This is a genomic window from Sphingomonas sp. IC4-52, from assembly GCF_020707225.1.
In the GTDB taxonomy this organism is placed as follows: Bacteria; Pseudomonadota; Alphaproteobacteria; order Sphingomonadales; family Sphingomonadaceae; genus Sphingomonas.
Map to the genome: position 1 here is coordinate 775,177 of NZ_JAJFEU010000001.1, position 13,398 is coordinate 788,574.

A 13,398-nucleotide genomic window follows, 5' to 3' on the forward strand; every position below is an offset into this window, starting at 1 on the left:
CGTGATCCGCAAGCTGCCGTGACCATCGCCGGGCGCACCACGTGCGCCGGGATGCTCAGAATACCGCGGCGACCAGTTGCCGGAATGCGTCCGCCCGATGGCTGATGCCGTGCTTCGCGTCGGGGTCCATCTCGCCGAATGTCTCGGTCCGACCTTCCGGCAGGAACATGGCATCATAGCCAAAGCCGTTATCCCCGCGAGGTGGCCACACCAAGGTGCCATCCACCCGGCCCTCGAACCACTCGACGTGCCCATCAGGCCATGCCAGCGCCAGAGCACAGATGAAGTGGGCATCGCGAGATGCATCCTCGATCGCGTCCACCTTTTCGTGCACGCGGCGCATGGCTTCGTTGAAGTCCTTGCTTTCGCCAGCCCAGCGGGCGGAGAAGATCCCCGGATCACCGCCCAAAGCCTCAACGCACAGGCCGCTGTCATCAGCCAACGCGGGCAAACCGGAAAGGTCAGCCGCGGCCCTTGCCTTCAGTTCCGCGTTCATCACGAACGTGGTGCCGGTCTCTTCCGGCTCCGGAAGGTCGAGATCCTTGGCCGAGACCGCTTCCACGCCATGGCCCTGAAGCAAGGCCGCGATCTCGCGGACCTTTCCGGGATTGTGGCTGGCGATCACGAGCTTGCCCGGTTGCAGCTTGCGGATAGCTTGCGGTTCGCTGCCCTCCCCGCTCATGCCCGGATCGCCCGTTCCTGAGCCGCGAAGATGTCGGTGCAGCCGATCCGGGCCAGACGCAGCAGCCGGAGCAAGGCCTCCTCATCATAGGTGGCATGTTCCGCCGTGGCCTGCGCTTCGGCAATATGGCCGTTTTCAAGAAGGACGAAGTTGGCGTCCGCGTCCGCGTTCGAATCCTCGTCATAATCGAGATCGAGCACCGGATTTCCCTTGAAGATGCCGCAGCTTACCGCCGCAACTTTCTGAGAGATCGGATCTTTCTCGATCTTTCCGGCCTTCATCAGGCCGTTCACCGCCAGGCGCAGTGCGACCCACGCACCCGAGATCGATGCAGTGCGGGTGCCGCCATCGGCCTGGATCACGTCGCAATCGAGCACGATCTGTCGCTCGCCCAGCGCAGCCATATCTGTCACGGCGCGCAAGGATCGACCGATAAGTCGCTGAATTTCCTGCGTCCGCCCCGACTGCTTGCCCTTGGCCGCCTCGCGGCTGCCGCGGGTGTGCGTGGCGCGGGGCAGCATGCCATATTCCGCAGTGACCCAACCCTGCCCCTTGCCGCGCAAGAAAGGCGGTACACGCTCCTCGACGCTGGCGGTGACGAGCACGCGCGTATCGCCGAAGCCGATCAGCACGGACCCTTCGGCATGGCGGGTAAAGTTCGGCTCAATGGTGATTGCGCGCATCTGGTCGGGCGCACGGCCGCTGGGACGCATTCGAAACAACTCCTGAAGCCGCTCGGTTGGAACCTGACGCACCCTGCGGCTTTGTTCAAGCGCGTGGCAGTCTTCGAAAGGCTTCTGGCGAGCAGCGGTGATTTGTGCCGGCCGTAGCCGCTACGTGATTGCCGCGCCAGTATGTGCAGCCTAGATTTGGAACGTGACACCTTCCCCGCCCATCGCCGAACTGTCCGATAGAGCGCGAGACATCTTCCGCCGGGTGGTGGACGGCTATCTCGCGAGTGGCCATCCGGTTGGGTCGAAGACGCTGGCGCAGGCGGGGCTCAACCTCTCACCCGCATCGATCCGCAGCGTGCTGGCGCAGCTCGAGGACGCGGGCTTGTTGGCGGCGCCTCATACATCCGCCGGCCGCATGCCGACCGAGCTCGGCCTGCGATTGTTCGTCGACGGAATGATGCAGGCGCTTGAACCCTCCGCCGAGGAGCGCGCCACCATCGAAGCGCGCGCAGGGCTTGGCGGGCCAGTGGAAGAGGCACTCGCCGCTACCACCGCCGCGCTTTCGGGGCTTTCCGCGTGCGCAGGACTCGTGATGGTGCCGAAGCACGAACAGGTGCTTCGCTCCATTGGGTTCGTCCCCCTCTCCCACGGCCAGGCACTGGCGGTCCTGGTGAGCGAGGATGGCGCGGTGGAGAACCGGGTCGTCGACCTGCCGCCGGGTGTCGGCGCCGGCGCACTGATCGAAGCGGGCAATTACATGTCAGCGACCCTGTCGGGCCTGACGCTCGGCGCCGCACGCGTCCGGATCGAGCGGGAGCTTGCGCAAGGACGGGCCGCCGTCGACAGTGCGGCACGCGCACTGATCGAGCGCGGCATCGCCGTCTGGAGCGAAGATGGCGAACGGCGGCCCGTGCTGATCGTGCGGGGACAGGCACGCCTTCTTGATGACGCGGCCACGGCCGATCTTGAGCGAGTGCGCGACTTGCTCGACGATCTGGACGGCAAACAGGAAATCGCCGCGTTGCTGGATTCCGCAAGCGCAGGCGATGCGACCCGAATTTTTATCGGCGCCGAGAACAAGCTGTTTGCCCTTTCGGGCTCGTCCGTCATTGCAAAGCCGTTCCGCGGCAGCGACGGTCGCGTGGTCGGCGTGGTCGGCGTGATCGGGCCGACCCGGTTGAACTACGCGCGTGTCGTGCCCATGGTGGATTTCACTGCCGCAACGCTCGCCCGCTTGATGGGTTGAGCTGCCAGCAAAGACAGGGAAACGATGACCGATACCGAGACGAACACCCCGGGCGAGGATCTGCGCGAGGAAACCGCTGCCGCCGCCCCCGAGGTTGCCGAGCATGATCGCGTTGCCGAGCTGGAGGCCCAGCTTGCCGATGCCAAGCAGCAGACGCTTTATGCCCAGGCGGAGACCCAGAATGTCCGCCGCCGTGCGGAAAAGGACGCGGCAGACGCGCGCGCATATGCGGCGACTGCGTTTGCGCGCGACGTGCTGAGCGTGAACGACAATCTGGAGCGCGCACTCGCGGCGATCCCCGCCGAGCTGCGCGAGGATGAGAAGCTGAAGGGGCTCGTCACCGGCCTGGAAGCCACCGGCCGGGAGCTGACAAGCGTCTTCCAGCGCCACGGATTGACCCGGATCGAGGCGATGGGACAGCCGCTTGATCCCAACCGGCATCAGGCGATGGTCGAGATGCCCTCCGATGCCGAGCCCGGCACCATTGTTCAGGAGATGCAGTCCGGCTGGATGATCCGCGACCGCCTGTTGCGCCCGTCATTGGTCGGAGTGGCGAAGAAGCCTGCCTGACCTGCGGCGCGTCTGTTCGCGCACCGGAGCCGGGAACTGGGTGTTCTCACGGCTTCATGGCTCCGGTGCAGCGGATCGGCGCGAAGCACTCTTGGGCGATGGCCGCTCCGCGATAACTAAAACATCGATCGCCTAACCACGACGCCATCGGTGAGGTTCGCCGTAATCAGCGGAGGGCGTGATCGGGCGCCGGCTTTTACCCGCGTGAGCCACTCGGCGGTCTGGCGAGCCGCAGCTCGGGTTTGCGCAATCGCTTCTGCTTCATCGACCAGTTCAAAGCGGATGCCTGCGCCGACAGGCAATTGCGCAATGCGATCAATGTCAGGTTCAATCACCACGGCGACGCGCGGATAGCCGCCGGTGGTCTGATGATCGGCGGTCAGAAGGCTCATTCGTCCATCACCGTCGATCTGCAGCGCGCCGCGAATGGCGGGCTCACTGGGCATATCGATCCGCGAGGGCGGGAGCCTGGGACCGTCAAGGACCATTCCCATGCGGTCAAAACGCGGGCTGGCCGTGAAGCGCTCGCCCACCAGCTGTTCCAGCACCTCGCCGGAAAAGAAGCGCTGTTGCGGACCCAATATGGCCCGCGCCACCGTGATCGCAGCGGATTGAGGAGGCCGGGGGATTGCCACCGAGGTAAGATCGCCCTGAGCGTCCCGAACTGTCAGGACGCCTCCTGGCGCAATCCTGCCGCCGCCTAGACCAGCGATCAAATGAGTGGAGCTGCTGCCCAGCCACGCATCGGCCACTATTCGTCCGGCCGGCGCGCAATAGCCCCAGTTGCCCCCGCTCTCGCGGATACGACAGCGGGCTCCTGGTTGCAGGGTCACCACGCACCAGCCACCAACGTCAACGCCGTTCACCTCAGCCGTTGCAGCGCCGGTAATTGCCACGGCGACCGGATGACCTTCCGCTTTGAACGTCAGGCCGCCCAACGAAAGCTCAATGACTCTGCCATGCCCCCCACTTGCGCTTACGGCAGCAGCGAAGGCGCGCCGGTCGACCGGACCGGACGGCGGCACGCCGAACCGCCGCCAACCCGGCCGGCCCGCATCCTGAACAGTGGTGAGCGGCCCTGCCGCTTCGATCAGGAGCCGGGCTTCGCTCATTGAAGCGCCGCCAGCCCTACGCGAGTGAAGCGAACGCGGTCTCCTGCCTCGAACAGAAACGGCCGCTCCGAGGCGGGATCAAGTACGCGAAGCGGGGTGCGCCCGATCACCCACCACCCAGTGGGCATCGGCAAGGTGGTGATCAGACATTGTGGGCCGGCCACCATGACGCTTCCCACCGCATGGCCGCGCACTGCAGCCACTTTGCGCGGCAGCCGCAGCTCATTGGGGACACCGCCGAGATAAGCATAGCCGGGCGCGAAGCCGTACATGAAGACGCGGTAGTCGCCGGCGAGATGGGCGGCGATGACCGCTTCTTCGGAAGTACCAAGCGTCGTCGCGACCTCGGAGATGTCGGGCGCGGCCTCCCCTTCATAACAAACAGGCACGACGTGCGTGGTGGTCGCAAGAAGATCGACCGGCGTTGGCTCCAGCGCGCGGACATATGCCATTACCTCGCCGTGATCGACGGCAAGAGGATCGAACACGATCAGCAGGCTGGTATAAGCCGGCACTGTCTCCTGCAGCCAGCACGGCCGCGCCGTCGCAAGCGCACGATCAAGAGACAGCACGCGCCCGAAAAGGGCTTCCTCGATCATACTCCCGAAGTCCGCCAGCAGCGCACCGGAACCGGCGGAGCGGAAGACCGGATCGCTCATGCGCGATCAAGGAACGGAGCAATCTTCAGCCCCTGACCTTCCAATGCAGACCGCACCCGAGCCGCCATCGCCACGGCGGCCGGATTGTCACCATGGACGCAGATCGAGTCTGCTGCGAGCTTGATCGACGCGCCGTCAATGGTGGGCATCGCGCCACCATCGAAGAAGGCGAGCAACCGGGCCGCGGCGGCATCGGCATCGTGGATAACCGCACCCGGTGCGCTACGCGGCACGAGTTGCCCGGCAGCCGTGTAGGCCCGATCGGCATAAATCTCGCTGAACACGCGCAGACCGGCCCGTGATGCAGCGCTTTCCAGTTCGGTACCGGAAATGGCGAGAATGGCGAGGCGGCGATCCACGGCCTGAACGGATCGGACGATCGCCTCGGCAACGGCGCGCTCTGCCGCGGCGACATTGGCCAGTGCGCCATGAGGCTTCACATAGCGCACCGGGTGGCCCGCCAGCGCCGCGACCGCGAGGATGGATCCAACCTGAGCCGCCACGAACCGCTCGATCTCCGCCTCGCTCACCGGCAATCGACGGCGGCCGAAACCGGCGAGGTCGGGATAGCTGGGGTGCGCCCCGACAACGACGTCGTTGTCGCGTGCGAGGTAGAGCGTCCGAAACATGGTTTCGGGATCGCTCGCATGGCCGCCGCATGCCACATTGGCGCTGGTGACGAGCGCGAACATCGCTGCGTCGTCGCCCATGGCCCAGGGGCCGAAACCTTCGCCAAGATCCGCGTTCAGGTCGATCGTAACCACCCGGCAGCTCTACTCCCTGGCGTTGCGCTTGTCTAAACCAGCGGAGAAGCGACGATCGGCCGCGGTACATCCGTCCACGATCCGCGTGCGACGACGGTTAGAGCGACTGACCGTCGTCGATGTCGATGACCGAGCCGGTGACCATGGCGCTGGCATCGGAGGCGAAGTAGAGCAGCTGCGGATCCAGGACATCGATTGGCATGAAGCGCCGGCGGTGCCAGCCGGCGATCTGCTTGGCGCCGCCTTCACTCTCGAACCAGTCGCCGGCGATTTCCGTCTGTATGTAACCGGGCTGGATCACGTTGACGTTGACGCCCTGCCTCACCCATTCACGAGCCAGGTTCCGTCCGAGATGCGCCACCGCAGCCTTGGACGCGGCATAGGCACTATCACCATGGCCAGTCACATGGGCGGTGATTGAGCCGACCAGAACGATCCGCCCACGCCCGCTTTCCCGCGACCCCGCAGCGATCATGCGCCGCGCGCCTTCGCGCGCCGTCAGCAGCACGCCGGTGAAGTTCGTGTCGATCGTCTGTCGCAGCTTGTCCGGCGAAACATCAACGGTGCGGCCCCCGTTCGCCACGCCGGCATTGGCGATCACGGTGTCGACCGCCCCAAAGTGGGCCTCGGCGGCATCGAACGCCGTCGCAATGGAAGCTTCATCCGTCACGTCGATCGCGATGGGCAGCGCTCTGTCACCCAAGCGCGAGGCAAGGGCCTCAACCCGATCAACGCGCCGCGCGCCGATCACCACCTGTGCACCGGCGGCCACGAACACTTCGGCGAAATGGGCGCCCAGGCCAGAGGAGGCGCCCGTGATCAGCGCCGTGCGCCCGCTAAGATCGAAAGCCACGCATCCTCCCCGTTCTGCCGCCCTTTTGGCGCCGAACGGAGCGATCGGGCGAGGTGCTGGTGACCCCTACGGGACTCGAACCCGTGTTTCAGCCGTGAAAGGGCCGCGTCCTAACCACTAGACGAAGGGGCCAGCGGGGGTGCAGCTAGAGGGGGGCGAGGCGCCTGTCAATCGCCCCTTTCCACTTCTGCTGCATTTCATGCTGCAATGCTCAATCCGCCCAAGCTGCATCGTCGATGTGAAGCTCGGCTGCGGACCGCTGCGACCAATCATCGATCTTCGGACGCCCGGCCAGCCAGAGCTTGCGGTGGGAGGCAGCCCCGAGCAACGCCGCACCCAGCGGCGTATCCGCCGACCGAAACGCCATGGCCTTCAGGCTGCGTCCGTCATCACCAGCCACGATTGCGCGGACATGGCCGTTGCCAACCACATCGACGCGCACCGGCCGAACCGGCCCGATCGCGACGCGCGGGCTTGGCCAGCCGACACCATAGGGCCCGCCCGTTTCCATCGCGGTGACGAGATCTGGCGTCACACCGCCGGGGGCATGGACGGAATCGACCAACAAGGCGCGGTCGGCGATGGCGGCCGTCACGCGATCGCCGAGCAACTCTTCGAGGAAATCAGCGAATGCCGGTACCTTGTCCGCAATGATCGTGAGACCGGCAGCCATGGCGTGTCCGCCTCCTGCCACCAGGATGCCAGCCTCCTTTGCAGCAAGGATCGCCTGACCCAAGTCGACGCCAGTGATCGACCTGCCGGAGCCCTTCCCCACCCCGTCGCCGTCGACAGCAATCACGATGGCAGGCTGGCCAAGCTTCTCCTTCAGCCGCCCCGCGACGATCCCGATTACGCCCGGGTGCCAGTTCTGACCGGCAACCACCGTTACCCGGCGGCCCGAGGCGTACATCGCCTCCGCCTCGACCTGAACGGCAGCCTCGATCGCGCGCCGTTCCTCATTGAGCCGGTCCAGTTCCGCCGCGATCGTTCGGGCCTCAGCCAGATCGCGCGTGGTGAGCAGACGCAGGCCCAGATCAGCTCTCCCCACTCGGCCGCCCGCATTGATGCGAGGACCGAGCGCGAACCCGAGATCGGTCGCGGTGGGCGCACGCGTCAGGCGGGACGCCTCGATCAGGGCAGCAAGCCCGATGTTGCGGCGACCCGCCATGACCTTCAGACCCTGAGCGACAAAGGCGCGGTTCAGCCCGCGCAACTGGGCCACGTCAGCGACAGTGCCCAAGGCCACCAGATCAAGCAGATCGAGAAGCTTCGGCTCAGGTCGCGCGGCGAAAAAGCCCCTGCGCCGCAGGGTCCTGAGCAAGGCGGCACCGAGCAGGAAGGCGACGCCAACGGCTGCGAGATGACCATGGGTCGCGCCTTCGGCCTCATCAAGGCGATTGGGGTTCACCACCGCATGTGCCACCGGCAGTTCGCTGGCGCATTGGTGATGGTCGACCACGATCACATCGACCGGCGCAGCGCGCGCGGCCGCCAGCGCCTCGAACGCCTGGGCCCCGCAATCCACGGTCACGATCAACGACGCCCCCTCACCGGCCAGTCGCGTCATCGCTGCGGCGGTCGGCCCGTAGCCCTCGGTAAGGCGGTCGGGAATGTAGCCGCGGGCCTCCAGCCCAAGCTGGCGAAGCAACAGGATCATCAGCGCAGCGGAGGTCGCGCCATCGACATCATAATCGCCGAAAATCGCGATCTTCTCGGACCGCTGAACCGCGTCCGCCAGTCGTTCAGCCGCCAAGTCCATGTCGCGAAAGATCGACGGATCCGGCATGAACGCCCGAATGGAGGGGCTGCGATGATCCTCAAGCGCCTCGGGCGTGCAGCCGCGCGCGAGGAGCAACTGCGTGACGAGATCTTGCGGCGCCAGGTTATCGGCGGCAGTGGCGCGCCATCGCCACGGCTGGCCGAGTATCGACCGTTCCACCCCCAGAACATGCATCATCGCGTCAAGATCCAGGCGTCCAGGGTGCCTCTCGAAACCATTTCGTGATGATGTACTTCACCCCTTCGGAAACGGCAGTGCCCTCGTGGAGGGTAGCGGTGTTCGGGCTGCCGTCCGGGTTCATGTTGTTCCACGCGAGCAAGGTACCGCGCTTGGGCGTCACGCGTACGCCGGCCTGGGGAAACCAGGTGGCCCCACCCTCCTCGACGTCGTTCAGGAAGATCATCGCTGTCCACACGCGCTGGCCGCCGGATGCCTTCATCGAGGGCCAATAGCTCTCGCCTTCGTGGAAGTAATCATGGTGCGCCTTGAAATATTGTCCCGGCGCGTAGCGTTGACCCTGCATTGTCTCGCCCCACGCGGGATCCAGCCCGAGAAGATTTGCGATCCCCTCATCAATCGGCTGAATGTCCGGCGAACGACGGTTCATGTCGCAGCTTTCGGAGGTGCGAAAGGACGTGTCGCCATGATCGGACAGCAACGTAGAGGGCCGCCGGTTCGCGTCGATCATCGCGACCAGCCGCTTGCACGTCGCCACGTCGAGATAGTTCGGGATCTTCCACGCTGCAGCTTGCTCGGTGGGAAGTCGGATCGCTCGCGGATCTGCACTGAGCCGATCGGCGACAATATTGCCGATTCGGGCGCGATGATCGGAGGGATGACCGGGAACGCTGGTGATCGCCATGAGGCACCTATTTGCGCGCGCCACCCCGAATGGCAAGGTCCGCGCCAGTGCCCCTCGTTGCAGGGCGAGCATGCATGAGGTGGGGAGCTTCTGTTGCCCGGCGCTCCCCGTGCCGCTGGAATCCGCTTCTGTTGCCCGGTGCGGCCCGACCGCGCTATTTTGGAGTAACCTTAGGCCGTTAAGCCGTCAGGTTACGCCGCAATCGCGAGTGCTTCGTTATCGTTGGCACTTGTGTATGGGCCGTCACGGTGGTCCCATTCCGAGCAAAAACCAGCGCTTTTCAACACACGTCGATCCTGGTTCGGCCCCGTCAACGAAGCTGCTGAAAGCAGCTGCGATGGTGGAGCCGCCGGGTACTGCCCCCGGGTCCGCTGTGCCTATTCTTCGCCGGCGTTTATCGCCATAGCCGTGGGGCAAGCCCCGCGAGCCCGACCGATATAGGGGCCCGAACAGAAAGTTGGAAGAGGCGCCTTTCGGTCGCCATAATACGGGTGCATATAACAGAGTATCATGCTTACCCAGCGTTCCCGTTACGCCCTGCGCTCGATGCTGTTCCTCGCGACCATGCCAGCCGGTGGCCCGCCTACCCCGATGAACCGCATTGCGGCCGAAGCGAACGTGCCGCGCAAGTTTCTGGAGCTGATCCTCGCGGACCTGCGGGACGCCGGCCTGCTGCACAGCCAGCGTGGCAAGATGGGTGGCTATGTTCTGTCGCGGCCGGCCCATCTGATTTCGCTGGGCGAAGTGATCCGCGTGATCGAGGGGCCGCTGGCACTTGTACCCTGCGTCAGTCGCACCGCCTATCGGCCGTGTAAGGATTGCAAGAGCGAAGCGGATTGCGCCATCCGCCACGCGATGGCTCGGGTGCGCGATGAAACAGCGCGTATCCTGGACGGTACAAGCCTGGCAGACGCCACCGCAGAGGAGATGGCGGCGGCATAATCCGCCGCTCGCCCCCGCGCGACGGGCGAGAAGAACGCCCGGGCTCGTCAGACCTTTGGGCGCGCCTTCAACTCATCGCGGATCTCCCGCAGCAGTGCGACGTCGGCTGGCTCTGCCTTGGGTTCTTCGGCGGCCCTGGCCTTTTCATGCTCGAACAGGGCCACTGCTCGGTTCACGGTGCGTAGCAGCATGAAGATGATGAACGCCACGATCAGGAAATTGACGGCCTGAGTAACGAACGCCCCATAGCCCAGCAGGGGGACGCCGGCCTTCTTCAGCGCGGCGTAATCCGTCGAGCCTTTCAACGCGGCCGGCACCTCCCCAAGCACCAGGAAATAGCTGGAAAAATCCAGCCCGCCGAAGATCTTCCCGATCACGGGCATCAACACGTCCTCGGTGAGAGACGTCACGATCTTGCCGAATGCCGCGCCGATGATCACGGCCACGGCGAGATCAAGCACGTTGCCACGGGCGATAAACGCCCTGAATTCCTTGAGCATCGTCATGTCCCCGTCTTTTGATCAAGGTTAATCGCTGATTGCCCCTTCGCCAAGCGACACGGCTGTCCTATATCCATGACACAGTTATTGGAGAGCCAAGCCCATGACGTTCCGCCCTGTCGTCCTCCTCGCACTGTCTGCCAGCCTTGCTGGGTGCGGGATCAACAGCGTTCCGACGGCGGAGGAAAATGCCAAGGCGCGGTGGGCCGACGTCCAGAATCAGTATCAGCGCCGCGCGGACTTGATCCCCAACCTGGTGTCGACCGTGAAGGCTGCGGGCGCTCAGGAGAAGGAAGTGCTGACTGAGGTCACTCAGGCTCGCGCGTCGGCGACGCAGATCCAAGTGTCCGGAGATGATCTGGCCGATCCCGCGAAGATGCAGGCTTATCAGCGTGCGCAGGCGGGGCTTACGCTTTCGCTGCAGCGGTTGCAGGAGGCGTATCCCGAGCTGAAGAGCCAGGCGAATTACACCACGTTGATGAGCCAGCTGGAAGGCACCGAAAACCGGATCACCATCGCCCGCAACGACTATAACACCGCGGTTCAGGCTTATAACACGCGAATCCGCACCTTCCCCGACGCGATCGGCGCCAGGATCTTCTACGGCGCGAAGCCGATGGTACCGTTCCAGGCCACGACGCCGGGAGCGGAGACGGCCCCCAAGGTTGATTTCGGCGGCTGACGATCAGGATGAGCGCACCACTCGCTGCCACCCGAAGGCGGATCGGCGCACAGCCTCGTGCGTCCTGGCGATGGATCGCCGCCCTGATTTGGGGGGCACTCCTGCTGACCGCGTCGCTCGCAGCGGGTGCCGCCAACGCGCAGACCTTCCCGAAATTCACCGGCTTCGTCGTGGACGCCGCAGATATTCTGCCGCCGCAAGTAGAGGCCGACCTTACCCGCAAGCTCGATGCCGTGCAGCGGGACACCAAGCGGCAATTGATTGTCGCCACCGTGCCCAGTCTGGAGGGTTATCCGATCGAGGAATATGGCTACAAGCTGGGCAGAGCCTGGAGCGTCGGGCTGAAGGACGTCAATAACGGCGCCATTCTTCTGGTCGCACCCACTGACCGCAAGGTGCGCGTGGAGGTGGGCTACGGTCTTGAGCCGATACTGACCGACGCTCTTTCCAGCGTGATCATCAACCAGCAGATCCTCCCGCGCTTCAAGGCTGGAGACCTGCCGGGCGGGGTTGTCGCTGGTGCGGATGCTCTCGAGGCGCAGCTACGGGCGTCGCCTGAAGAGGCTCAGGCGCGCCTTGATGCCGCCATCAAGCAATTCGACGCGACACAGACCAGCAAGCGCCGCAGCGGTGGCGGCCTTCCCGTCGGACTGATCTTCTGGGGCATGGTCGCGCTCTTCGTCCTGCTGTCGCTGGGGCGTCGCGGCGCGGCAAAGGGCCGCCGCTATCGCAGCGACGGCGGTCTCGAATCCGTCATTCTGTGGAACATTGCCGCCAATGTGGCGAGCGCCGCACTGAACAGTCGAAATGACGACGACGGCTGGGGCGGCGGCTCATTCGGAGGCGGCGGCGCCTCGGGGAGCTGGTGATGCGGCTGTCCCCTGAGGATCACGCAAAGGTAACAGCGGCTGTTGCCGCTGCGGAGCAGAACACGGATGGCGAAATCGTCACCATCGTCGCTCGCCGGTCCGACGCTTATCATGACGTCGGCCTGCATTGGTCAGTATTGGCCATGCTGCTCGTGCTGGCGCTGCTTGCCACCTTTCCGGGCGCAATCGACACCGTTCACTTGCTAACCGGGGATCCGTGGAACGAGCATGTATCCACCGGTACCGCGCTAACCGTCGCCACTCTCCTTGCGGCATCGACGTTCCTGCTCGTCCGCTATGTGCTCGCCATCGGGGGGCTGCGGATGGCACTGACGCCTGGTGCCACCAAGACGCGGAGGGTTCATGCCCGGGCCCTGACGCTGTTCCGGGCGAGCGCAGAGCATCGCACCGTCGCCTCGACGGGTGTGCTCCTGTACCTGAGCCTCGATGAGCATCGAGCCGAGATCGTGGCGGACGCAGGCATACACAGCCGCGTCTCTCCGGACGTCTGGGGCCATGCCATGGCGGTGCTGCTCGAAGCGGTGAAGGACGGACGTCCTGGCGACGGCATGGCTGCTGCCGTGGCGGAGATCGGTATGGTCTTGGCGGAGCACTTCCCACGCCAGGGCAGCAATCCCAACGAACTGCCGGATCGATTGATCGAACTATGACCGACGACACCGTGCGCGAGACCGTATGGGAAGGCCGCTTCATCAAGATGGTGAAGCAGGGCAAATGGGAATTTGCCTCGCGCTGCCGGGGGATCGGGGCCGCGGTGATCGTCGCAATCACCGATGCTGACGAGGTGATTCTGGTCGAACAGTATCGCGTTCCCCTAGGCCGAACTTGCCTGGAACTGCCGGCTGGGTTGATTGGCGACGTGGAAGCCGGTGAACCTCTGGTGGAAGCAGCAGGTCGGGAGCTGGAAGAAGAGACCGGCTATCGCGCAGGCTCTATCGAGCCGCTCGGCTTTTTCCATTCGTCGCCGGGGATGGTCAGCGAAGGCTTTACCTTGGTGCGCGCGCGCGAATTGGTGAAGGTCGGCGAAGGGGGGGGAGACGCAGAGGAGGACATCACCGTCCACGTCGTCCCACGCACCACGCTACCGGCGTTCGTGGCGAAGAAGCGCGCCGAAGGTGCCGCCATGGACGTGAAGCTCCTGTTACTGCTGGCAGACGAATTGCTGATCTGACCGGCAGGTTC

16 protein-coding genes, 1 tRNA gene and 1 other RNA gene are annotated in these 13,398 nt (G+C 64.9%); 7 read left to right on the forward strand and 11 right to left on the reverse strand.

The window, feature by feature from the left end; translation table 11 throughout:
* Positions 1 to 55: 55 nt before the first annotated feature.
* The gene (gene rdgB / locus LK535_RS03810; protein WP_227770541.1) at positions 56 to 682 is read right to left on the reverse strand and encodes an RdgB/HAM1 family non-canonical purine NTP pyrophosphatase; all 627 of its coding nucleotides are present in this window, start codon (positions 680 to 682) and stop codon (positions 56 to 58) included.
* Complete coding sequence (gene rph, locus LK535_RS03815; protein ID WP_227770542.1) at positions 679 to 1,395, reverse strand: ribonuclease PH; 717 nt, start codon at positions 1,393 to 1,395, stop codon at positions 679 to 681. Before rph ends, rdgB begins: the two co-directional genes overlap by 4 nt.
* 163 nt (positions 1,396 to 1,558) lie before the next feature.
* Between rph and hrcA the strand changes: the two genes are divergently transcribed.
* Both hrcA and grpE read left to right on the forward strand, forming a co-directional pair.
* Positions 1,559 to 2,602 carry a heat-inducible transcriptional repressor HrcA gene (hrcA, locus tag LK535_RS03820; RefSeq protein ID WP_227770543.1) on the forward strand — a complete coding sequence of 348 codons (1,044 nt, stop codon included), beginning with the start codon at positions 1,559 to 1,561 and terminating at the stop codon, positions 2,600 to 2,602.
* A 24-nt stretch (positions 2,603 to 2,626) separates the two neighbouring features.
* A complete protein-coding gene (grpE, locus tag LK535_RS03825; RefSeq protein ID WP_227770544.1) occupies positions 2,627 to 3,172 on the forward strand; it encodes a nucleotide exchange factor GrpE in 546 nt (181 codons plus the stop codon).
* Between the two features lie 116 nt (positions 3,173 to 3,288).
* On the opposite strand, the gene LK535_RS03830 is transcribed toward grpE, so the two are convergent.
* The 8 genes from LK535_RS03830 to ssrA all read right to left on the reverse strand — a co-directional run bounded on the left by LK535_RS03830 (position 3,289) and on the right by ssrA (position 9,669).
* A complete protein-coding gene (locus LK535_RS03830) occupies positions 3,289 to 4,284 on the reverse strand; it encodes a biotin-dependent carboxyltransferase family protein (RefSeq protein WP_227770545.1) in 996 nt (331 codons plus the stop codon).
* Entirely contained in the window at positions 4,281 to 4,943 is a 663-nt protein-coding gene (locus LK535_RS03835; RefSeq protein WP_227770546.1) for a 5-oxoprolinase subunit B family protein, read from the reverse strand. The genes LK535_RS03830 and LK535_RS03835 overlap by 4 nt, the downstream gene beginning before the upstream one ends.
* Positions 4,940 to 5,707, reverse strand: coding sequence for a LamB/YcsF family protein (locus LK535_RS03840; RefSeq protein ID WP_227770547.1), 768 nt, complete (start codon positions 5,705 to 5,707; stop codon positions 4,940 to 4,942). The genes LK535_RS03835 and LK535_RS03840 overlap by 4 nt, the downstream gene beginning before the upstream one ends.
* 97 nt (positions 5,708 to 5,804) lie before the next feature.
* On the reverse strand, positions 5,805 to 6,560 hold the full coding sequence (locus tag LK535_RS03845) for an SDR family NAD(P)-dependent oxidoreductase (protein WP_227770548.1): 756 nt from the start codon (positions 6,558 to 6,560) through the stop codon (positions 5,805 to 5,807).
* Positions 6,561 to 6,617: 57 nt separating this feature from the next.
* Positions 6,618 to 6,692: transfer RNA gene (locus LK535_RS03850), tRNA-Glu, on the reverse strand.
* 79 nt (positions 6,693 to 6,771) lie between these two features.
* Entirely contained in the window at positions 6,772 to 8,517 is a 1,746-nt protein-coding gene (gene recJ / locus LK535_RS03855) for a single-stranded-DNA-specific exonuclease RecJ (protein WP_227770549.1), read from the reverse strand.
* A 4-nt stretch (positions 8,518 to 8,521) separates the two neighbouring features.
* Entirely contained in the window at positions 8,522 to 9,202 is a 681-nt protein-coding gene (locus tag LK535_RS03860) for a prolyl hydroxylase family protein (protein WP_227770550.1), read from the reverse strand.
* Positions 9,203 to 9,280: 78 nt separating this feature from the next.
* Positions 9,281 to 9,669: a transfer-messenger RNA gene (gene ssrA, locus LK535_RS03865) on the reverse strand.
* Positions 9,670 to 9,712: 43 nt separating this feature from the next.
* Here ssrA and LK535_RS03870 point away from each other — a divergent pair.
* On the forward strand, positions 9,713 to 10,144 hold the full coding sequence (locus LK535_RS03870; RefSeq protein ID WP_066781816.1) for an RrF2 family transcriptional regulator: 432 nt from the start codon (positions 9,713 to 9,715) through the stop codon (positions 10,142 to 10,144).
* A gap of 47 nt (positions 10,145 to 10,191) precedes the next feature.
* Here LK535_RS03870 and mscL read toward each other — a convergent pair whose 3' ends face one another.
* On the reverse strand, positions 10,192 to 10,644 hold the full coding sequence (gene mscL, locus LK535_RS03875; RefSeq protein ID WP_227771066.1) for a large conductance mechanosensitive channel protein MscL: 453 nt from the start codon (positions 10,642 to 10,644) through the stop codon (positions 10,192 to 10,194).
* A 103-nt stretch (positions 10,645 to 10,747) separates the two neighbouring features.
* Between mscL and LK535_RS03880 the strand changes: the two genes are divergently transcribed.
* From LK535_RS03880 to LK535_RS03895, 4 genes are read left to right on the forward strand one after another with little or no spacing between them, the layout of a single operon-like run.
* Entirely contained in the window at positions 10,748 to 11,326 is a 579-nt protein-coding gene (locus LK535_RS03880; RefSeq protein WP_227770551.1) for a LemA family protein, read from the forward strand.
* An 8-nt stretch (positions 11,327 to 11,334) separates the two neighbouring features.
* On the forward strand, positions 11,335 to 12,195 hold the full coding sequence (locus tag LK535_RS03885; protein ID WP_227770552.1) for a TPM domain-containing protein: 861 nt from the start codon (positions 11,335 to 11,337) through the stop codon (positions 12,193 to 12,195).
* Positions 12,195 to 12,866 carry a TPM domain-containing protein gene (locus LK535_RS03890; RefSeq protein ID WP_227770553.1) on the forward strand — a complete coding sequence of 224 codons (672 nt, stop codon included), beginning with the start codon at positions 12,195 to 12,197 and terminating at the stop codon, positions 12,864 to 12,866. Before LK535_RS03885 ends, LK535_RS03890 begins: the two co-directional genes overlap by 1 nt.
* Positions 12,863 to 13,387, forward strand: coding sequence for an NUDIX hydrolase (locus LK535_RS03895; protein ID WP_227770554.1), 525 nt, complete (start codon positions 12,863 to 12,865; stop codon positions 13,385 to 13,387). Before LK535_RS03890 ends, LK535_RS03895 begins: the two co-directional genes overlap by 4 nt.
* Positions 13,388 to 13,398: the final 11 nt, after the last annotated feature.